This window comes from Verrucosispora sp. NA02020, assembly GCF_013364215.1.
Taxonomy (GTDB): Bacteria; Actinomycetota; Actinomycetes; order Mycobacteriales; family Micromonosporaceae; genus Micromonospora.
Map to the genome: position 1 here is coordinate 174,305 of NZ_CP054923.1, position 20,333 is coordinate 194,637.

15 protein-coding genes are annotated in these 20,333 nt (G+C 71.9%); 4 read left to right on the plus strand and 11 right to left on the minus strand.

Going from position 1 to position 20,333, the window contains the following annotated elements; translation table 11 throughout:
• Positions 1-64: 64 nt before the first annotated feature.
• Both HUT12_RS00805 and HUT12_RS00810 read left to right on the plus strand, forming a co-directional pair.
• On the plus strand, positions 65-2,086 hold the full coding sequence (locus HUT12_RS00805) for a flotillin family protein (protein WP_176092256.1): 2,022 nt from the start codon (positions 65-67) through the stop codon (positions 2,084-2,086).
• On the plus strand, positions 2,079-7,154 hold the full coding sequence (locus HUT12_RS00810) for a DNA repair ATPase (protein ID WP_254876691.1): 5,076 nt from the start codon (positions 2,079-2,081) through the stop codon (positions 7,152-7,154). Before HUT12_RS00805 ends, HUT12_RS00810 begins: the two co-directional genes overlap by 8 nt.
• Positions 7,155-7,271: 117 nt before the next feature.
• Here the strand turns inward: HUT12_RS00810 and HUT12_RS00815 are convergent, their stop codons facing one another.
• The 4 genes from HUT12_RS00815 to HUT12_RS00830 all read right to left on the minus strand — a co-directional run bounded on the left by HUT12_RS00815 (position 7,272) and on the right by HUT12_RS00830 (position 11,109).
• Positions 7,272-7,553: a hypothetical protein gene (locus tag HUT12_RS00815; RefSeq protein WP_131054693.1), complete on the minus strand. Its 282-nt coding sequence runs from the start codon at positions 7,551-7,553 to the stop codon at positions 7,272-7,274.
• A 186-nt stretch (positions 7,554-7,739) separates the two neighbouring features.
• Positions 7,740-9,302 (minus strand): AMP-binding protein, encoded by a 1,563-nt coding sequence (locus HUT12_RS00820; RefSeq protein WP_131054694.1) that lies wholly within the window; start codon positions 9,300-9,302, stop codon positions 7,740-7,742.
• Positions 9,303-9,440: 138 nt separating this feature from the next.
• The gene (locus HUT12_RS00825; protein WP_176092257.1) at positions 9,441-10,655 is read right to left on the minus strand and encodes an acyl-CoA dehydrogenase family protein; all 1,215 of its coding nucleotides are present in this window, start codon (positions 10,653-10,655) and stop codon (positions 9,441-9,443) included.
• 1 nt (position 10,656) lies between these two features.
• Positions 10,657-11,109 carry an SCP2 sterol-binding domain-containing protein gene (locus HUT12_RS00830; RefSeq protein ID WP_131054696.1) on the minus strand — a complete coding sequence of 151 codons (453 nt, stop codon included), beginning with the start codon at positions 11,107-11,109 and terminating at the stop codon, positions 10,657-10,659.
• A 66-nt stretch (positions 11,110-11,175) separates the two neighbouring features.
• Between HUT12_RS00830 and HUT12_RS00835 the strand changes: the two genes are divergently transcribed.
• Positions 11,176-11,814 (plus strand): TetR/AcrR family transcriptional regulator, encoded by a 639-nt coding sequence (locus HUT12_RS00835; protein ID WP_176092258.1) that lies wholly within the window; start codon positions 11,176-11,178, stop codon positions 11,812-11,814.
• A 45-nt stretch (positions 11,815-11,859) separates the two neighbouring features.
• On the opposite strand, the gene HUT12_RS00840 is transcribed toward HUT12_RS00835, so the two are convergent.
• From HUT12_RS00840 to HUT12_RS00870, 7 genes are all read right to left on the minus strand, one after another.
• Positions 11,860-12,489, minus strand: a complete 630-nt coding sequence (locus tag HUT12_RS00840; protein ID WP_131054697.1) for a DedA family protein — start codon at positions 12,487-12,489, stop codon at positions 11,860-11,862.
• Between the two features lie 25 nt (positions 12,490-12,514).
• Entirely contained in the window at positions 12,515-13,780 is a 1,266-nt protein-coding gene (locus tag HUT12_RS00845; RefSeq protein ID WP_254877015.1) for an adenylosuccinate synthetase, read from the minus strand.
• A 140-nt stretch (positions 13,781-13,920) separates the two neighbouring features.
• Positions 13,921-14,880, minus strand: a complete 960-nt coding sequence (locus HUT12_RS00850; protein ID WP_131057759.1) for a hypothetical protein — start codon at positions 14,878-14,880, stop codon at positions 13,921-13,923.
• Between the two features lie 10 nt (positions 14,881-14,890).
• Positions 14,891-15,865: a serine/threonine protein kinase gene (locus HUT12_RS00855; protein ID WP_176092260.1), complete on the minus strand. Its 975-nt coding sequence runs from the start codon at positions 15,863-15,865 to the stop codon at positions 14,891-14,893.
• Positions 15,862-16,620, minus strand: coding sequence for an NUDIX domain-containing protein (locus HUT12_RS00860; protein WP_176092261.1), 759 nt, complete (start codon positions 16,618-16,620; stop codon positions 15,862-15,864). Before HUT12_RS00860 ends, HUT12_RS00855 begins: the two co-directional genes overlap by 4 nt.
• A gap of 80 nt (positions 16,621-16,700) precedes the next feature.
• Positions 16,701-17,567, minus strand: coding sequence for a MaoC/PaaZ C-terminal domain-containing protein (locus tag HUT12_RS00865; RefSeq protein WP_176095609.1), 867 nt, complete (start codon positions 17,565-17,567; stop codon positions 16,701-16,703).
• Positions 17,567-18,937 carry a 3-oxoacyl-ACP reductase gene (locus HUT12_RS00870; protein WP_176092262.1) on the minus strand — a complete coding sequence of 457 codons (1,371 nt, stop codon included), beginning with the start codon at positions 18,935-18,937 and terminating at the stop codon, positions 17,567-17,569. The genes HUT12_RS00865 and HUT12_RS00870 overlap by 1 nt, the downstream gene beginning before the upstream one ends.
• A gap of 53 nt (positions 18,938-18,990) precedes the next feature.
• On the opposite strand from HUT12_RS00870, the gene HUT12_RS00875 reads away from it, so the two are divergent.
• A complete protein-coding gene (locus HUT12_RS00875) occupies positions 18,991-20,283 on the plus strand; it encodes an acetyl-CoA C-acetyltransferase (protein ID WP_131056420.1) in 1,293 nt (430 codons plus the stop codon).
• Positions 20,284-20,333: the final 50 nt, after the last annotated feature.

Consider the following 20,333-nt stretch of genomic DNA (forward strand, 5'->3'; position numbering starts at 1 on the left):
AAGGAGGATGCGCGGCGCCCCGCCCCGGCCCCGTCGCCGGCTGCCGCCGTCCGCGCGCCCAACCATGGAAGTGATCACCACCGGAATCGGTGTACTCCTCGCCGTCGTCCTGCTCGTCGCGCTCGGCGTGGTGTTCATGGTCAGTCGGCTGTTCCGCAAGGTCGAGCAGGGCAAGGCGCTGATCATCTCCAAGATCCGGCGGGTCGACGTGACCTTCACCGGCGCGGTGGTGATGCCGGTGCTGCACAAGGCCGAGATCATGGACATCTCGGTCAAGACGATCGACATCGAACGGACCGGCAACGAGGGTCTGATCTGCCGCGACAACATCCGGGCCGACATCCGGATCACCTTCTTCGTCCGGGTGAACAAGACGAACGAGGACGTCATCAAGGTGGCGCAGGCGATCGGCACCGCGCGGGCCAGCGACCGGGAGACGCTCCAGGAGCTGTTCAACGCGAAGTTCTCCGAGGCGCTGAAGACCGTCGGCAAGCAGCTCGACTTCGTCGACCTCTACACCAAGCGTGACGAGTTCCGCGACCAGATCATCCGGGTCATCGGCACCGACCTCAACGGCTACAGCCTGGAGGACGCGGCGATCGACTTCCTCGAGCAGACGCCGATGTCGCAGCTCGACCCGAAGAACATCCTCGACGCCCAGGGCATCCGGAAGATCACCGAGCTGACCACGCAGGAGCACGTCCGGACGAACGAGTTCCGGCGCAGCGAGGAGAAGGAGATCACCCGCCAGAACGTGGACGCCAAGGAGGCGATCCTCGAACTGGAGCGGCGGCAGGCCGACGCCGAGGCCAAGCAGCAGCGCGAGATCGAGACCGTGCGGGCCCGCGAGCAGGCCGAGACCACCCGGGTACGCGCCGAGGAGCGGCTGCGGGCCGAGACGGCGAACATCCGTACCGACGAGCAGTTGGGCGTCCAGCACGAGAACCGGGCGCGGGAGATCGCGGTCGCGGAGAAGAACCGCGAGCGGGTCATCGCCATCGAGACCGAGCGGATCGAGAAGGACCGCATGCTGGAGGTGATCGGCCGGGAGCGGGAGACCGAGCTGAGCACGATCGCCAAGGACAAGGAGGTGGAGGCCGAGAAGCGGGCCATCGCCGAGGTCGTCCGGGAGCGGATCGCGGTGGAGAAGACCGTGGCCGAGCAGGAGGAGAACATCAAGCGGCTGCGCGTGGTCGAGGAGGCCGAGCGGACCCGCCAGGCGGTGGTCATCCAGGCCGAGGCCGAGGCGCAGGAGAGCCTGGTCAAGGACATCAAGGCGGCGGAGGCCGCCGAGGCGGCGGCGAAGTACAAGGCCCGCGAGGAACTGGTGCTGGCCGAGGCCCGGCAGCAGGCCGCAGAACTGGACGCCCGGGCGAAGATCCGGCTGGCCGAGGGAGTCCAGGCCGAGACCGCAGCGGCCGGCCTGGCCGAGGTGCAGGTCAAGGAGCGCAGTGCCGAGGCCATCGAGAAGGTCGGCCGGGCCGAGGTCGCGGTGGAGCGGGAGAAGGCGCTGCTCGCCGCCGACGCGGTGCGCGAGAAGCTGAAGGGCGAGGCCGAGGGTCTCACCGAGAAGGCCGCCGCGATGGCCGCGCTGGACGACGCGACCCGCGAGCACGAGGAGTACCGGTTGCGCCTGGAACTGGAGAAGGAGGTCCGGCTCGCCGGGCTGGACACCCAGCGGCAGGTCGCCGAGGCACAGGCCGCCCTGGTCTCCACCGGTCTGGAGAAGGCGAACATCGACATCGTCGGTGGGGACAGTGTCTTCTTCGACCGGCTGCTCAGCTCGATCTCGTTCGGCAAGAGCGTGGACAGCTTCGTGGCCCACTCGGACGTGGCGAAGAACCTCGCCCAACCGTGGCTGGACGGCAAAGCCAGCTTCACCGACGACCTGACCCGGATGATCGGCTCGCTGAACACCGCCGACGTGCAGAACCTCACGCTGTCGGCGTTCCTGGCGCAGCAGATGCGCTCCGGCGGTGCCGACAAGGGCAAGCTCCAGGAGCTGCTGAAGGCCGCGCAGCGCCTGGGTGTGGCGGACACCCCGGTCGCCGCCCTCACCGGTTCGCGGCAGCCCGCCGGTGAGTGAGCCGACCGCCGGTCCGGCGACCACCGGGCGTATGCCCGGTGCCGCCGGGCCGGCCCCGGCGGGCCGGTCCGGCGACGGACCCGATCCGGCCGAGGTCGTGTCGGACGGCGGTACCCGGCCCGGGCTGGACGACGGCAGCTACGAGGTGCTGCGCAAGCGCCTCGCCGGGCAGGCCGCCGAGTTGGCCCGGCGGGCCGAGTCGCTCAACGCCCGCCGGCTGGAGGTCTTCGGCAGCACCGAGCTGCGGCTGCTGAGCACCGAGCGGATCCGTACGGAGCACAACTGCGTGCCCCGGGACCTCGTCCCGGTCGGCGGGCTGATGCTGTTCGGCTACAACGTCTTCATCGGCCTGAAGCCGGAGACGACCGTCGACGACGTCTTCTCGCTGCACCGATTCACCCGCGAACAGCGCGAGGGTGAATCGGAGGAGGTCGCCTTCCGGTTCGACGAGGCCGGTCAGGACGAGTTGCCCGGCCTGCTGCGGCACCCGCAGTTCGTCCGGGACTTCAGCGAGCTGTACCGCTACTACCGGCAGGCGCGCCTGCTGCAACTGCGCCGCGTCGACGCCCGGCTGCTGGCGGTGTTCCAGACCGGGCCGCGTACCGAGGACATCCGGGTGCTGCGCTGGCAGGTCGGCGTGGACGGCATCCCGGAGTACCTGGACAGCCGGGGGGAGCGGGACCACGTCTTCCCGCCGAGCCACGACTTCGAGTGGATCGAGACGACCCGGCAGGACCACGTCCTCGGCCGGCACCCGCACATCGACATCGACGGCGAGGTCTTCGTCGAGACGGTGGGCGGCACGCTGACCGTCAAGGTGGAGAACAACACCGAGGTCGGCGAGGGCATCTACAGCGAGCCGGTGGACGAGCCGTTGCAGAGCCTGGCCGACGCCGACGTGCAGTGGGCCCGGGTGGGTCCGCTGATCCTGCTGCGGATCCTGCCGTACAAGGAGACGCAGTGGCGGCACCTGGTCTTCAACACGCTCACCCGGGAGGTGGTCCGCCTCGACGGCATCGGGGTGGCCTGCCAGCGGCTGCCCGAGGACCACGGCATCATCTTCCCGGGCGGGTACCACCTGGCGACCGGCGTCACCCGCACCTTCGACACCGAGGTCGCCGACCTGGAGTTCGAGCGGGTGGTGCGCTCGCCGAACGGTGAGGACGTGCTCTACGTCTTCCACGCCCGGGCCGAGGGGCGCTCGCTGCTGCTGCCGTACAACGCGATCCGCAAGGAGGTGGCCGCGCCGATCCCTTGCCACGGCTTCTCCCTCTTCGACGACGGCACGCTCGTGGTGTTCCGGGCCGTCTCCGAGGAGCCGACCCGGGTCCACCCGATGCAGATCTGGCAGACGCCGTACGTCTCCGACGCGTACGCGGCGGCGCAGCCGGCCGGCACCGGTCCGCTGGAGCGGATCGGCAACGCCGACCTGGTACGCGGCATCTCGGACTGCCTCTCGGCGGCGCGGATGGTGCAGGGCAGCGCCACCGCCGGGGTGTACGAGGCGCTGATCGCGGCCTGTGCCCGGATCACCGACCACTTCCACTGGCTCGGCGAGGACGAGCTGGGTGACCTGGCCACCCCGCTGAGCGGTCTGCGGCGTACCGCCAGCTCCGTGCTGGAGGAGCACGAGAAGGTCCGTACGCTCACCGAGCAGGCCCGCGCCGAACTGGACGAGAGCGCCGAGCAGATCGCCTCGCTGGCCCGCCGGGCCCGGGGCGAGGCGCCGCTGACCGCCGACGACTGGGTCACCCAGCTCGGTGGGTTGCGTCGGGCGCGCGGACACCTGGAGTCGTTGCGCGAACTGCGGTACGTCGACCACGACCGGATCGACGAGCTGGCCGCCCGGCTGGACGAGGAACTGTCGGTCGCCGGTCGACGCGCGGTCGAGTTCCTCCGCCGTGACGAGGCGTTCACCGGCTACCAGCAGGAGGTGGATCGACTCGCCGCGCGGGCCGCCGAGATCGGCACCGTGGCCGAGGCCGGCACCGTCCGCGACGAGCTGGCCGCCCGTACCGACGGCCTGCAGACCATCACCGACGTCGTCGGTGGGCTGGACATCGCCGACGCGACCGTACGGACCGGCATCCTGGGCCGGGTCGGTGAGGTGCTGGGCGCGGTCAACCGGGCCCGGGCAGTGCTCGACAAGCGACGCCAGGAACTGGCCGCGGTGGAGGGCCGGGCCGGTTTCGCCGCCGAGTTCGCCCTGCTCGGGCAGGCGGTGACCGGGGCGCTGGCGGCGGCGGACACCGCCGAACGCTGCGACGAGCAACTCGGCCGGCTGCTGCTGCGCGTGGAGGAGCTGGAGTCCCGGTTCGGCGAGTTCGACGACTTCCTCACCGAGCTGTCGACCCGGCGTACCGACATCTACGAGGCGTTCTCGGCGCGCAAGCAGGCCTTGCTGGACGAGCGGTCCCGGCGGGCCGACCGGCTGGTCGGGTCGGCCGAGCGGATCCTGGTCAGCGTGCAGCGGCGGGCCGGCACGCTCGGCTCACTGGACGAGATCAACACCTACTTCGCGGCCGACCCGATGGTGGGCAAGCTCCGCTCGGTGGTGGAGGAACTGCGTACCCTCGGCGACGCGGTGCGGGCCGAGGAGTTGGACGGCCGGATCCGGGCCGCTCGCCAGGAGTCCGGTCGCGGTCTGCGCGACCGCCTCGACCTGTACGCCGACGGTGGCGAGACGATCCGGCTGGGCCGGCACCGCTTCGCGGTGAACACGCAACCGGTGGACGTGGCGGTGGTGCCGGCCGAGGGCCGCATGGTGGTGGCGGTGACCGGCACCGACTACCGCGCACCGGTGCGCGACGAGGAGTTCCAGCAGACCCGGCGGTTCTGGGACCAGCTGCTGGTCTCCGAGTCGGCGCAGGTGTACCGGGCCGAGTACCTGGCCACGGCGATCCTGGCCGCCGCCGAGGCGGGTCGTGACGGGCTCACCCTGGACGCGCTGCACACCGCGGCGGTGGACGCGAACGGGCTGCGGGACCTGGTGCGGCGGATCGCCGAGACCCGTTACGACGAGGGGTACGAGCGCGGCGTGCACGACCACGACGCCGCCGAGATCCTGCGGATGCTGCTGCGCCTGCACGCCGGTGCCGGGCTGCTGCGTTACCCGCCGGCCGACCGGGCCGCCGCGCAGTTGTTCTGGCGGTACGGCACCGACGAACCGACCCGGTCCGCCTGGACCGCCCGGGCCGCCTCGCTGGCCCGCGCCCGGCAGCGGTTCGGCCGTCCCGAGGGGGAGGACGCCGCCGACCGGCTCGGCGCGCAGCTCGCCGAGGCGGCCGAGACGTTCCTGCGGTCCGCCGGACTCCCGGTGCCGCCCGCTGGGACGGCGGTGGCCGGCGAGTACCTGTTCGAGGAACTGTCCTCACCGCCGGTGCGGTTCGTCACCGGTGGCGGGGCGCGGGCCCTGCTGGACCGGTTCCGCCGGGCACTCGGCGGCCCGCAGTCGCGGTCGTCCCGCGAGTTCGACGACGACCTGCGTGCCCTCGGTGACGACCTCGCCGGCCGTCACCAGCTGGTGGAGGCGTGGCTGACCGCGTTCCTGGCCACCGACGACGGCAACCTGTCCGGGTACGACCTGCCGGAGGCGGTCGCCGTCGAGCTGTGCGGTGCGGAGCCGGCCCGGCAGGACAGCACGGCGACGATGACCGAGACGGTCGGCGGGCTGCTCGGCGCGCACCCCCGCATCGACGGCTCCACGCTCGACGTACGGCTGGACGAGATGCTGGCCCGGACCCGGACGTTCCGCACCGACCTGGTCCCCGCGTACCGGGACTACCAGCGGCGACGCAACGCCCTGGTGGACGCCGAGCGGGACCGCCTGCGGCTGGAGGAGTACCGGCCGAAGGTGATGAACGCCTTCGTCCGCAACCGGCTGCTCGACGAGGTGTACCTGCCGCTGATCGGCGACAACCTGGCCCGGCAGCTCGGTGCCACCGGCGACGGCAAGCGGGTCGACCAGTCCGGCCTGCTGCTGCTGATCTCACCGCCCGGGTACGGCAAGACGACCCTGATGGAGTACGTCGCCAGCCGACTCGGACTGGTCTTCGTCAAGGTCAACGGGCCGGCCCTGGGCACCAAGGTCACCTCGCTGGACCCGGCCGAGGCGCCCGACGCCACCGCCCGGCAGGAGGTCGAGAAGATCTCCTTCGCCCTGGAGCTGGGCAACAACGTGCTGCTCTACCTGGACGACATCCAGCACACCAACCCGGAGCTGTTGCAGAAGTTCATCTCGCTCTGTGACGGGCAGCGCCGGATGGAGGGTGTCTGGGAGGGCCGCACCCGCACGTACGACCTGCGCGGCAAGCGGTTCGCGGTCTGCATGGCCGGTAACCCGTACACCGAGTCGGGGAAGCGGTTCCGGATCCCGGACATGCTCGCCAACCGGGCCGACGTGTGGAACCTCGGTGACGTGCTCTCCGGGCGGGAGGAGGCGTTCGCGCTCAGCTACATCGAGAACGCGCTCACCGCCAACCCGGTGCTGGCACCGCTCTCCGGGCGGGACCGGGGCGACCTGGAGCTGCTGGTCCGGATGGCACGCGGGGACGACTCGGTCCGTGCCGACCAGCTCTCCCACCCGTACCAGCCGGTGGAGCTGGAACAAATGGTGTCGGTGCTGCGCAAGATGCTGCGGGTGCAGCAGGTGGTGCTGGCCAACAACCAGGCGTACATCGCCTCGGCCGCCCAGTCCGACGACGCCCGCACCGAGCCGCAGTTCCAGCTCCAGGGCTCCTACCGGAACATGAACAAGCTCGCCGAGCGGATCGTGCCGGTGCTCACCGACGAGGAGCTGGAGGCGGTGATCGACGACCACTACCTGGGCGAGGCGCAGACACTCGCGGCGGGTGCGGAGGCGAACCTGCTCAAGCTCGCCGAGCTGCGTGGCCGGCTCACCCCGGAACAGGCCGCCCGGTGGGTCGAGGTGAAGGACGCCTTCCAGCGCTCGAAGGCACTGGGCGGGGGTGGCGACGATCCGGTCGACCGCGCGGTGGGCGCGCTCGGCCTGCTCGCCGACCGGGTCAGCGGAGTCGCCGCCGCGATAGGTCGTGTCAGCGAACGCTGAGCTGTCGTGTAAGGAGGGGTCCCCTGCTATGCCGTAGGCGTTAGCAGGGGACCCCTCCTTACATCCAGCATCTCGGATACACGTGTTCTGCCATCCGTCCAGGCGGGGTGCTGCCGGTCATCGCCCCGGCGTGTCGTCACGACGGCTGCCGGACCGGGGGCCGGACGGTCGGCGGGCATACACGGCGGCGACGCCGAACGCGGCCGTCATGATCGTTCCTACCGCCGCGATCCCGGCGATGGCCGTACCGTCGGTCTTGCTGCAACCGCCGAGAACCGCCAACAGCAGCACGGTCAGGAGCGCCATCGCAGTGGTGAGATAGGTGGCGTGCACAGGATGCAGATGTTCCCGTGCCCTCTCGCCCTGGTCGGCCTCCTCGTCACGGCTCGTGGATGCCATTCGTCGTTCCTCCCCCGTAGTCAACTGTGGACGGACTCATCGCTGTCGCCAATTAGACAGAGGGCGATGGGATGTGGTCAACGGGACAAGACGAATGAGAATCCCATGAACATTCAGACCTATCGAACTTAAGGTGCCAAAGTTGCTCGATGCCGGCCGTTTGGCCAGCTGACGCTGCGGGAGCGGTCAGCCGTAGTAGCGGCGTAGTTCCCGGGTGAGCACCTTGCCGGTGGCGTTGCGGGGCAGGTACTTGACGAAGACGACGTCGCGGGGGACGGAGAACCGGGCGAGGTAGTGTCGCACGTACTCGCGGACCGCCTCGGCGTCGAGCGTCTCGCCGGGGTGCAGCGCGAGGAACGCGGTGAGCCGCTGGCCGTACTCCGCGTCGCGGACACCGATGACGGCGGCCTCGCGTACCTGTGGGAGGTGGGCGAGGAGTTGTTCCACCTCGGCCGGGAAGACGTTCTCCCCACCAGAGACGATCATGTCGTCGGCTCGGCCGTCGACGAAGAGCAGTCCGTCGGCGTTGATCCGGCCCAGGTCGCCGGTGTCCAGCAGGCCGTCGTGGCGTTCCCGGTCGGCGCCCGAGGTGTAGCCCTCGAAGAGCATGTCGTTGCCGACCAGGATCCGGCCGACCCGGCCGCTGGGCACCGGCTCGCCGTCGTCGTCGACGATCGCGAGCCGGGTCCCGTGCGGTGGCCGTCCGGCGGTGGTGGGCGCGGTACGCAGGTCGACGGGGGTGGCGATGGAGGCCCAGGACGCCTCTGTCGAGCCGTACAGGTTGTAGAGCACGTCGCCGTAGGTGTCCATGAAGGCTGCCGGGAGACCGCCGGGCAGCGCCGATCCGCTGACGGCCACCACGGAGAGCGGCGGACGGGGATCCGGCGCCGGCACCTCCATCAACCGTTGCAGCATCACCGGCACCGCGAACAGGGCCTGGCAGCGGTGCCGGACCAGGGCGTCCAGGGTGGTGGCCGGGTCGAACCGTCGGTGCAGCACGATCGTGGCCCGCAACGCGAAGCAGACCTGGAGGGCGGCGTACCCCCAGGTGTGGAAGACCGGCGCGGCGATGAGGACGCGGTCCCGAACGTGCATCGGGATGCGGTCGATGATGGACACCAACGGACCGAAACCGTTGGGGATGGGCCGGCGGGCGCCCTTGGGCGTCCCGGTGGTGCCGGAGGTGAGCACGATGATCCGGCCGTCACGGTCGGGTGGGTGCAGCTCACCGGCGAGAGCGGTGACGATCAGGTCCTCGCGGGCCCGTTCGTCGAGGCGGTGCAGGTCGGCGGGGAGCCCGAGGGTGCGCTCGGTGAACTCGTCGTCGTGCACCAGCACCCGGATGCGTTGCTCCTGCGCCACGGTGGCCAACTGCGCGGCGGAGAGACCGGTGTTGACCAGTACGGCGTCCGCGCCGAGCAGGGTGGCGGCGACGATCGACTCGACGAGTCCGGCATGGTTGCGGCAGAGCACGGCGACCCGGTCGCCGGCCTGCACACCGACACCGGCGCGCAACGCGCGAGCCAGCCGCATCGAGCGGTCGAGCAGGTCGGCGTAGGTCAGTTCGGTGCCGTGCTCGTCGACGATCGCGATCCGGTCCGGATCGCGGGCCGCCGCCTGACGTAGTTCACCGGCAAGACTCCAACCCCAGGTACGCAGCGCGTGGAGTTGGGCGGCCACCCGGATCGGCCGGCCCGGAGTGAGCAGGCCCCGCCGGGTCAACGTGGTGACGACGAACGGCAGTCCCATGCCCGGAGTTCTCCTTCCGCAGCCCGATGCCCACCCTTCCGATCTTGCCTGCTGGCGGGGTGGTTCGCCCACGTCGAACCGGCCGGCGCTCACGTACGGAGCACCGGCCGGGTGCCGTCCGTGTCGGACGGCCGGACGTCAGCGGATCTGCATCCCGGAGATCGCCCGGGAGATGACCAGGCGCTGGATCTCGGAGGTGCCCTCGAAGATGGTGTAGATCTTGGCGTCGCGGTACCACCGCTCGACCGGGTGGTCACGGAGGAAGCCGGCCCCGCCGAGCAACTGGACCGCCTTCTCGGTGACCGCTACCGCCACCTCGCCGGCCTTGAGCTTGGACATCGACCCCTCGCCCGCCGTGAACGGCCGGTTGTTCCGGCCCATCCAGGAGGCCCGCCAGACCAGCAGCCGGGCGGCGTCGATCTCGGTCTTCATGTCGGCGAGCGCGAAGGCGACCGCCTGGTTGGTGATGATCGGGCGGCCGAACTGGACCCGTTCCCGGGCGTAGTCCAGGGCGTACTCGTAGGCGGCCCGCGCCACGCCGAGCGCCTGGGCGCCGACGGTGGGTCGGGACAGCTCGAACGTCCGCATCGCGGCCTGGCCGGAGGCGCGTTGCCCGGACCGGGCCCGGGCCAGCCGCTCCTCCAGCGACTCCCGGCCGCCGAGCAGGCACCGGCCGGGCACCCGCACGTCGTCGAGGAAGACATCCGCTGTGTGAGATGCCCGTAGGCCGAGTTTGCGCAGCTTGCGGGTGGCGGAGAGGCCGGCGGTGCCGGGCGGTACGACGAACGCGGCCTGACCTCGCGAGCCCAGCTCGGGGTCGACCGAGGCGGTCACCACGTGCACGGCGGCGATCCCACCGTTGGTGGCGTACGCCTTCTGGCCGCGCAGCACCCACTCGTCGGTCGCCTCGTCGTACTCGGCCCGGGTCCGCATCGCGGAGACGTCCGAACCGGCTTCCGGCTCGGAGGAACAGAACGCGGCGACCGCCGGCGAGTCGACGTCACCGAAGCACTGCGGCACCCACTCGACGAGCTGGTCGGGTGTGCCGCTGCCATAGATCGCGGCGACCGCGAGCGAGGTGCCGAAGATGCTCAGCCCGATGCCGGCGTCTCCCCAGAACAGCTCCTCGCTGGCGATCGGCAGCGAGAGCCCGGTGGGGTCGGCCCAGCAGGTGGCGAGGAACTCGAAGCCGTAGAGGCCGACCTTGGCCGCCTCGCCGATGATCGGCCAGGGAGTCTCCTCCCGGGCGTCCCACTCGGCGGCGGCCGGGCGCACGACCTCGCTGGCGAAGCCGTGCACCCAGTCGCGCAGATCCCGCTGTTCCTCGTTCAGGTCGAGCGAGAATTCGACCATCTCAGGCCTTGGGGATGTCGAAGAGGTTGGCGATGTTGGCGGCCAGCCCCAGGTCACCCTTTGCCTTGAGCTTGCCGGTCATGAACATCATGACCGGGTTGGCGCCACCCGAGACGATCTTCAGGAACTCGACCGGGCCCAGCGTCAGGGCCAGTCGCGGCTCGTGCTGCGGGGTCTCGTTGACCGTGCAGGTGCCGTCGGCGATGACCACCTCGTACGTGTCGGTGCCGCCGTCGGGGGCGCCGGTGATGTTCCAGTGGATCACCGCGTTGGTGGAACCGGCCCGGTCCGCGCGGAAGATCTGCGGCAGTCGCCGGAAGACCTCGCCGAGGATCTTTCCGCGCAGGTCGCCCGACATGATCTCGGCGAGCTTGCTATCCGGGGTGCTCTTGACGAGCTGGGCGAACTCCTTCGGGCCCATGTTGGCGAAGTTGGCCGGGTCGAAGTCAGTCATGGAACGCACCTCTCGAACAGTGGTTACTCAGGCGTAACCCTACGCACCAGTAGGTATGCTCGCAAGGTGTCCGCGACACCCGCCTTCAAGCGCCTCCCCCGGGCCGTACGCGAGCAGCAGATGCTCGACGCCGCCGTGCGGGTCTTCTCCCGGCGCGGCTACCACGGCGCCAGCATGGACGAGATCGCCGAGGACGCCGGCATCTCCAAGCCCATGGTCTACGCGTACCTCGGCACCAAGGAAGAACTCTTCGTCGCCTGCCTGCACCGCGAGGGCACCCGGATGATGGAGGCCATCGCCGGGGCGGCCGTCCCCGACCTGCCCGCCGACGAACGACTCTGGCGTGGCCTGCGGGCGTTCTTCGGCTTCGTCGGCGCACACCGGGACGGTTGGTCGGTGCTCTACCGGCAGGCCCGCGCCGAGCAGCCGTTCGCCCGGGAACTGGCCCAGATGCGGGCCAGGATGGTCGAGGTGGTCGCCGGGATGCTGGACCACGCGCTGCGGGCCGAGGGACGTACCGCTGCCGAGACCGAGTTGGAAGTAGTCGCGTACGCCCTGGTCGGGGCGACTGAGTCGCTGGGTGACTGGCTCGCGGACCACCCTGACGCCGACCCGGAGAAGACCGCGACCCGGATGATGAACGCCGCCTGGCTGGGGGCCGGGCAACTCCTGCGCGGCGTGAGCTGGCACCCGCCCGAGGTGTAAGGAAGGGCACCTTATTAACGCCTGCGGTAGTAGCGGGGTCCCCTGTTAACAGCCGCCGTCCGCACCGCTCGCCGCCCGCCGGTGCGCCCGGTGCCGGAGCCAGCGGATCAGCTCCACCAGCAGCGTCACCGAGACCGAGAGCCCGATGCCGGCCAGGATGCCGTGCAGCGGGTGCTGTTCGAAGGCGAGTCCGCCGAAGATGCCGAGCAGGACGCAGTACACCGCCCACGAGGCGCAGCCGATCAGGTCGAAGAGGAAGAACCGGCGCAGCGGGTAACGGACGGCGCCCATGGCCAGGGTGACCGCCGTCCGCCCGCCCGGGACGTAACGGGCGGCGATGAGGATGACGCCGCCGCGCCGGTCGACCGCCCGCCTGGCCCATTCCGAACCGGCCCGGCGCCGGCTGTCCACCGGTGAGTGGTCGAGCCGGCGCGACCCACCTCCGCGTCCGATCCCGTACGAGATGTGGTCTCCGACGGTCGCGCCGAGCGTGGCCGCCACGACGATCAGCGCCAGGTTCGGCTCTCCGCCGGTGGCGAGCACGGTGACGCTGATGACCGCCGCCTCGGAGGGCACCAGCGGGAAGAACGCGTCGACGGCGGTGAGCCCGAAGATCAGCAGGTACACCCAGGGTGAGGTGAGTGTCTGTCGGAGCAGGTCGAGCGCGGCCTCCATGTCTCCATGCTCAGGGCACGGACTGTTAGGAAGGGGCCCTTCCTCTACACCAGGCGTTAATAAGGTGCCCTTCCTTACGAACGTGCTTCTCGGCAGAGGTGGGTCCGTGCGAGGTGAGGAGCACCGGAGCGCCGAGCGCCTCGCCGATCATCTCGGGCCAGTTTGCCGGACCGGCGTCGTAGAGCGGGCGTGCCCGCAGCAGGCGGGCGGTGAGCGCGGCCTGCCGGTCGAGGTCGCCGGCCGGGCCCGGGAGCAGCCGGTCCAGGCCGTCGTAGCGGCGGCAGATGCGCAGGTCGAGATCACGTTCGGTGAGATCCAGGTGGGTCAGCGCCAGGCCGTCCACCCCGCCCGCGACCGCCAGGGCGTACGCGTGCGCGACGGCGTCGAAGTGACCGAACCGGAAGCGGCCCTGCCAGGGGTTCGTCGCGTTGTGCGGGTCGGTCAGCGGCAGCGACGGGTCCTCGGTGACCAGCGGTCCTGGACCGTGCCGGGTGGTGACGGTCCGCAGCACCCCGATCCGCAGCGCCGATCCGCCCTGCCCGGCCTCGGCCAGCAGAGTCTCGGCGTTGGCGAAGGTGGTGGTGCTCCACGTGGTGTACGGGTGGAAGCCGTGCCACTCGTCCAGCAGCACCCCCTGGGCGCCCTCGAACACGCACGGCCCGGCCCGTAGCGCCCCGGCCAGCCAGGAGCCGTCGACGATCGCCACCCGTTCGGCGAAGGCCCGGTACGCCGGCAGGCAGTCCGCGACCGGTGGGGCATCCAGCGGCCCGAGTTCGGCGGTGAGCCGGTCCCGGAGTGCGGTCAACCGTCGGCGCAGCACCTCCGGGTCGCGGCAGTCGGCGACCCGGGGTGCCTCGTCGGGGTGGGCGAGCCCGTACGCGACAGTCTCGCCCACCCCCTGCCCGCAGGAACCGTGCCGGTCGGCTCCCCGGGCTGTCTCCCGGGCCCGGTTGGCGGCCCGGTGGTACGGGGTGGCCAGCAGCGCCGCCCCGTCCACGGTCAACCGGTCGAACGCGTCGGGCACCCCGACGGCGGCGAGGTGGTCGGCCTCGGCGGCGAGCGCCAGCGGGTCCACCACGACGTGCCGGGACAGGTGGGTGCGTACGCCGGGGTGGAAGGTGCCGGCACCGAACTGCGCGAAGGTGTGGTGTCGGCCGTCGGGCCGGACGACGTTGTGCGCCGCCTGCGCACCCCCGTTGAACCGGACCACGGTGTGCACCGGCCGGGTGGCGCAGAGCCAGTCCACGACCGTGCCCTTGCCGGCGTCGCCGTACCCGAGGTCGACCACGATCGCGTGCTCCGGACCCGGCCCGCCGGCCGAGCCCCCGGTGAACCGGCCCGCCGGACCATCCGCCGGCCCGCTGGCCAACCCGCCTGCCGGGCCGCGCCCGGGTGCCGGGACACCCGGGCGCGTGACGGTCATCGGCTCGTTCACAGCCGGACGACCCCGCCGCCGGTGGTGCGGGTGGCCGGCAGCTCGGCCACCTCGGCGCGGCGCGCGCCGTTCAGCCGGGCCAGCGCCTTCGACACCGTGCGGGTGGCCGTCGAGCCGGTCCGGTCCAGGTCCCGCAGGCCGGTGTCGAGGTCGATGGCCTGCTCGCCGAGGCCGACGGTGAGCGCGATCGTCTCGCAGACCGCGTCGAGGTCGTCCAGCTCCAGGGCGTTCTGGCCGAGCAGGCCGCGCCAGAAGTCGAGCACCTTGCGGTTGCCCGAGTAGTGGCTGCCGGCCGGGAGCAGGTAGTACGTGTCCCAGCGGCGGGTCACCTCGTCGACGATCTGCCGCACCGGCACGTCCTCGCGCGGGTCGTCGCCGATCAGGCGGGCCACCTCGGCGGCCTTGACCGACGGGTACGCCAGCTCGTCGCCGATGATGAAGAGGTAGCCGCGTCGGCCCCGCTTCTCCCAGCTGTCGGTGACCGTCCGTCGGGCCATGTAGTAGAGCGCCAGTTCGTAGGACTCCATCATCTGGCCGCCACCGCCGCCCTCCAGCACGATCCGCCCGAGGTCCTCGTCCATCCGGTTGTCGGACTCGAACTGGCCGATCTGCAACGGCACCCGGTCGCAGGTGGCGTCGCCGATCGCGCCGAACATGATCTGCGGGTCGCGGGCGTACCCCTGGCGCAGCAGCAGTCCCAGCAGTTGCGGCAGCTTGGCCTGGAGGGTGCGGGGCACGTGCCCCATCGAGCCGGTCACGTCGAACAGCACCGTGACCGGGGTCGACCGCGGGTGCTCGGCCGAGTCACGGCTCTCCCGCGTCGCGCCACGGGGGTCCAGTTGCGGGTGCACCACCTTGGCTCCGCTGTCGCTGTACGAGAACGCGCTCTTGCCGGTGGCCCGGCGGTACCGGTCGGCGGCGGTGTACACGTCGGTGGACCACATTCCGCTGCCCATGGCAGCCTCCTTAGGGGGTGAGGGTGAAGGGTCGGAAGGTGCGCGGCCCGTAGAGCCGGTGCAGCACCTCGTCGAGTTCGCCGAGCAGTCGCCAGGCGTCGTCGGGGCGGCCCGACAGCGATCGCTGTCGGCAGCCCGCCGCGAAGGCGAGCAGCTCGTGCGGGGCCCGGTGCCCCATCAGCCAGGTCATGCACCGGGTGGCCATGTCGATGTCGGTGCCCGGCCCGCAGGGGCGACGCCCGGTGACCTCGGCCGGGTACCACTCCTGGTGGTCCGGGACCAGCGCGGGCACGACGCCGCCGGGCTCGGTGGCGAAGCACCAGTCGACCAGCACCACGCCGTGCGCGTCCGGCTCGATCAGCACGTGGGGCGGCAGCACCGCGCCGTGCACGACGCCGGCCCGGTGGGCCAGGCCGAGCGCCACCAGCAGCCGTCGCCACATCCAGGCCACGTCGCGGGCGTCCAACCCGTCCGGGTACGCCTGCCGCACGTCGACCAGGCTGCGCAGGCCGGGTGCGGTGGCGAGGACGGTGACCTGGCGTTCCGCCCCGGTGGCGGGGTCCCGGTGCGCGAACGTGTCGACCAGCCGGGGCACGTACGGCAGCCAGCGGGGGTCGCCGTGGTCGGCGAGTCGGCGCAACGCGCGCTGCTCACGGATCATCAGGTCGTTGTCGCCGACCTCGCGGGGCAGTTTGAGCAGCCGGTCCCCGCCGACGTCGTAGAGGTCGGCGAGGTCACCCGAGTACGCCGGTGCGCCGCAGTGGTAGCCGCGCAGGACGGTGACCCGGCGGGCGCGCCAGCGGGTGGTGACCCGGACGAACGCCTCGGTGGCCTCGGCGCGTACGCCCGGGGCGGTCCGGTCCAGCCGGTCGGGGTGCAGGGCGGTGACCAGTTCCCGGTAGCGGCGTTCCGGTGCGTCGGCGCCGAACAGGTCGTGGTCGTCGCGGGCAGCGGTGACCAGGCGGATCGCCTCGTCGGTCCTCATCGCACCGTCTCCTCCCGGGCGGGCCGCAGCAGCGCCGGGTGCAGCAGCCGGGCGTCGCCGGCCCGGTAGAGGCGGGCACGCGGGCCGCCCCGGCTGCCGCCGCGTTCGGTGTTGGCGCCGGTGCTCTCCACGAAGCCGGGCACGGAGAGCACCTTGCGGTGGAAGTTGCCGGCGTGCAGCGGGTGGCCCCAGACCGTCTCGTAGACGGTGCGCAGCTCGCCGATGGTGAACTCGGGCGCGAGGAAGCGGGTGGCCAGCGGCGTGTACTCCAGCTTGGAGCGGGCCCGCTCCAGCCCGTCGTCGACGATCCGGCGGTGGTCGAAGGCGAGTTCCCGGCCGGGCAGCTCGGCGACCGGCACCCAGCCGGCCTCGTCGGCGTCGGTGCCGGCGGTGGCGTCCGGCAGGTCGGGGGCGAAGGCGAGGTGGGCGATGGAGACGACCCGCATCCGCGGGTCGCGCTCGGGCGCGCCGTAGCTCGCGAGCTGCTCCATGTGGACGCGACGCAGCCGCTCCCCGCCGAGCCCGGTCTCCTCGGCCAGCTCCCGCCGGGCGGCGGTGGCCGGGTCCTCGTCCGGGCGGACGAAGCCGCCGGGCAGCGCCCAGTGTCCGGCGTACGGCGGCTCGGCGCGGCGGATCAGCAGCAGGTGCAGCGCGTCGTCCCGGATGGTCAGCGCGACCACGTCGGCGGTGACCGCCACGGCCGGGTAGGCCCGTGGGTCGTAGGAGGCGAGGAAGTCCTGCTCGTTCACGCTCAATCACTCTCACTCTGAGAACATCTCTATGTGAGAACAACTTAGCGCGAAAAGGAGGGCCGGGCAAGTGCCCGACCCTCACCTCAGCGAATCGTGCCCACCAGATGCGGTCGACCTCGCTGGTCGTGCAGCGCGACGTCCCACCCGGCCAGGGCCGCCGTGGCGCTGAACGCCACCGTGCTCGGCAACGGCACCGGCAGCTTGAACGCCACGTCGACCGTGTACGCCTCGGGCAGCCGGTTCTCCACCGCCGCCAGGCAGCGGGCCTTGCTCCACATCCCGTGCGCGATCGGCCGGGGGAAGCCGAACAGCTTCGCGCCCAGCCGCGAGGTGTGGATCGGGTTGTGATCGCCGGAGACCCGCGCGTAGTCCGTACCCACCCGGGGCTCGACCCGCCACCGCGCGGACGCGGCCGGCGGCGCGGGACGGTCACCCGGGTCGCGCCGTTCGCCGCCACCCGAAGTGCGCTGCAGGCCCAGGTACGTCGAGACGCCGCGCCACACCTCCTCGCCGTCGACCGACCCGACGAGGACCACGTCGACCTGGCGCCCCCGGTCGTGCGGGCGCAGGTGCTCCGCCCACGTGGTGAAGTCCAGCCGGTCGGCCACGGTGACCGGGCGGTGCACGGTGATCCGGTTCGCCACGTGCACCACCCCGGTCAACGGGATCGGGAAGTCCGGTGCGCTGATCAGGCGCAGCGCCAGCGGGAAGCCCACCACGTGCGGGAAGGTCGCCGGCAACCGGTCGGCGAGCCGGAAACCGCACACCCGGTCGTAGTCGGCCAACCGGTCCGGATCCACGGCCACCCGGTCGACGGCCAACTCCACCGCCGGCACCTCGTCCGTCCGCCGCCCGCCGCGCCCCGGCACCGCGCTCAGCAGGGCCTGCCGGTACAACGGCCCGGCCGCCGGCAGTGCGGACAGGGTCACCCGCTCCCGTTGCGTGGCCATCACGCCCCCAGCAGGCTCTGGCCGCACACCCGGACCACGTTGCCGCTGACCGCGCCCGAGGCGGGCCAGGCCAGCCAGCCGATGGTCTCCGCGACGTCCACCGGCAGCCCACCCTGGGAGAGGCTGTTCATCCGGCGGCCCGCTTCACGCAACACCAGCGGGACACGGGCGGTGAGCCGGGTCTCGATGAAGCCGGGCGCGACGGCGTTCACGCTGATCCCCCGGTCACGCAGTGCCGGGGCCAGTGCGTCGACCAGCCCGATAACACCGGCCTTGCTGGTGGCGTAGTTGGTCTGGCCCCGGTTGCCGGCGATCCCGGCGATCGAGGAGACGCCGACGATCCGCCCGCCGTCCGGGATCACCCGGTCCAGCAGCACGTCGTTGATGCGTTCCTGGCTGGACAGGTTGACGTCGATGACCTGGTCCCAGCGGTCGGCGTCCATCCGGCCCAGGGTCTTGTCGCGGGTGATGCCGGCGTTGTGCACCACCACGTCCACCCGGCCGTGTCGTTCGGCCAGGTGGTCGGCGAGCCGGGCCGGCGCGTCGGCGGCGGTCAGGTCGAGCTGTACGGCGCTGCCGCCGATCTCGTTGGCGACGCCGGCCAGCGCGTCCCCGGCGGCCGGCACGTCCAGCGCCACCACCGTCGCCCCGTCCCGGGCCAGCACCCGGGCCAGTGCCGCGCCGATGCCCCGGGCCGCGCCGGTGACCAGCACCACCTGCCCGTCCAGCGGGCGGTCCCAGTCCACCGGTGCGCTCGCCCGGCCGGCACCGACCCGGATCACCTGCCCCGACACGTACGCCGAGCGGCCGGAGAGCAGGAACCGCAGGGTCGCGTCCAGGCTGGTCCAGGTGCTCTCGTCGGCCTGCCGCGTGACGTGGACCAGTTGGGCGGTGATGCCCCGGCCGAAATCCTTGCCGATGCTGCGGGTCAGCCCCTCCAGGGCCCGCTGGGCGGTCGCCTCACGCGGCGTGTCGCACTCGGCGGGCGGGGTGCCCAACACGATCACCCGGCCGCTGGGCTGCACCGCCCGGGCCTGCGGGTGGAAGAAGTCGTGCAGTTGCCGCAGCCCGGTCGAGTCGGTGATGCCGGTGGCGTCGTAGACCAGGGCGGAGCTGGTCGGCGTACGGCCGGAGGTGGGGTCCGGTGCGGCGGTGGCCGGATCGCGCAGGGCGAGCCCGGCGCCGGTCAGGATCCTGCCGACCGGCTCGGCGAGCCGGCCCCCGGTGGAGGTGCCGAGCAGGACCGGCCCGGGGAGGATCGGCTCACCCGGCGCATGTCGGCGAAGTCGTGGCGGATCGGGTAGTCCGAGGCGCTTGACCAGCGCTCGACCGGCGCTCGACTGGACAAAACTCGCGTACCTGTCGGTCATAGGCGTAGCCTACTGGCGGGTAAGGTACGGCAACACTCCTGAGGAGGCGGATCGTGCAGAAGGTTCGACGGGTCGCGGTCATCGGCGGCAACCGGATCCCCTTCGCCCGCTCGAACTCGCGGTACGCCAGCGCCTCGAACAGTGACATGCTCGGCGCCGCCCTGGACGGGCTGGTCGCCCGCTTCGGCCTGGCCGGGCAGCGCGTCGGCGAGGTGGTCGCCGGAGCCGTGCTCAAACACGCCAAGGACTTCAACCTGACCCGCGAGGTGGTGCTCGGTTCGAAGCTCGACCCGCGCACCCCGGCGTACGACATCCAGCAGGCCTGCGGCACCGGCCTGGAGGCCGCGATCCTGGTCGCCAACAAGATCGCCCTCGGTCAGCTCGACGTCGGCATCGCCGGCGGTGTCGACACCACCTCCGACGCCCCGCTCGCCGTCAACGAGGACATGCGGCGCACGCTGCTCCGGCTCAACTCGGCCCGGACGCTGGGCGAGCGGCTGCGGATCGCCGCCAAGCTGCGCCCGGCCCAGCCGTTCCAGCCGGAGGTCCCCCGCAACGCCGAGCCGCGTACCGGGCTCTCCATGGGCGAGCACGCCGCGCAGACCGCGCTGCGCTGGAACATCGACCGGCAGGCCCAGGACGAGCTGGCGCTGCGCTCGCACCAGCGGCTCGCCGCCGCGTACGACAAGGGGTTCTTCGACGACCTGATGACCCCCTACCTGGGGCTCACCCGCGACGGAAACCTCCGCGCCGACACCACGCTGGAGAAGCTCGGCACGCTGCGGCCGGTCTTCGGCGCCAAGGGCCCGGACGCCGAGCGGGCCACCATGACCGCCGGCAACTCCTCGCCGCTCACCGACGGCGCCTCCACCGTGCTGCTGGCCAGCGAGGAGTGGGCAGCCGCACACCAACTGCCGGTGCTGGCCTGGTTCACCTGGTCGGAGACGGCGGCGGTGGACTTCGTGCACGGCGACGAGGGCCTGCTGATGGCCCCCGCGTACGCGGTGCCCCGGATGCTGGCCCGGGCCGGGCTCACCCTCCAGGACTTCGACTACTACGAGATCCACGAGGCGTTCGCCTCGCAGGTGCTGGCCACCCTGGCCGCGTGGGAGTCGCCGGAGTTCTGCAAGGACCGGCTCGGTCTGGACGCCCCGCTCGGCACCATCGACACCGACAAGCTCAACGTGCACGGCTCCTCGCTGGCCGCCGGGCACCCGTTCGCGGCCACCGGCGGCCGGATCGTGGCCACCCTGGCCAAGCTCCTCGCCGAGAAGGGCAGCGGCCGGGGACTCATCTCGATCTGCGCGGCCGGCGGCCAGGGCGTGACGGCGATCCTGGAACGCTGACCTCCGGGTTGTCGGCCGTACCCGGTCGGGGCGGGCGGCGGCGGCATCGG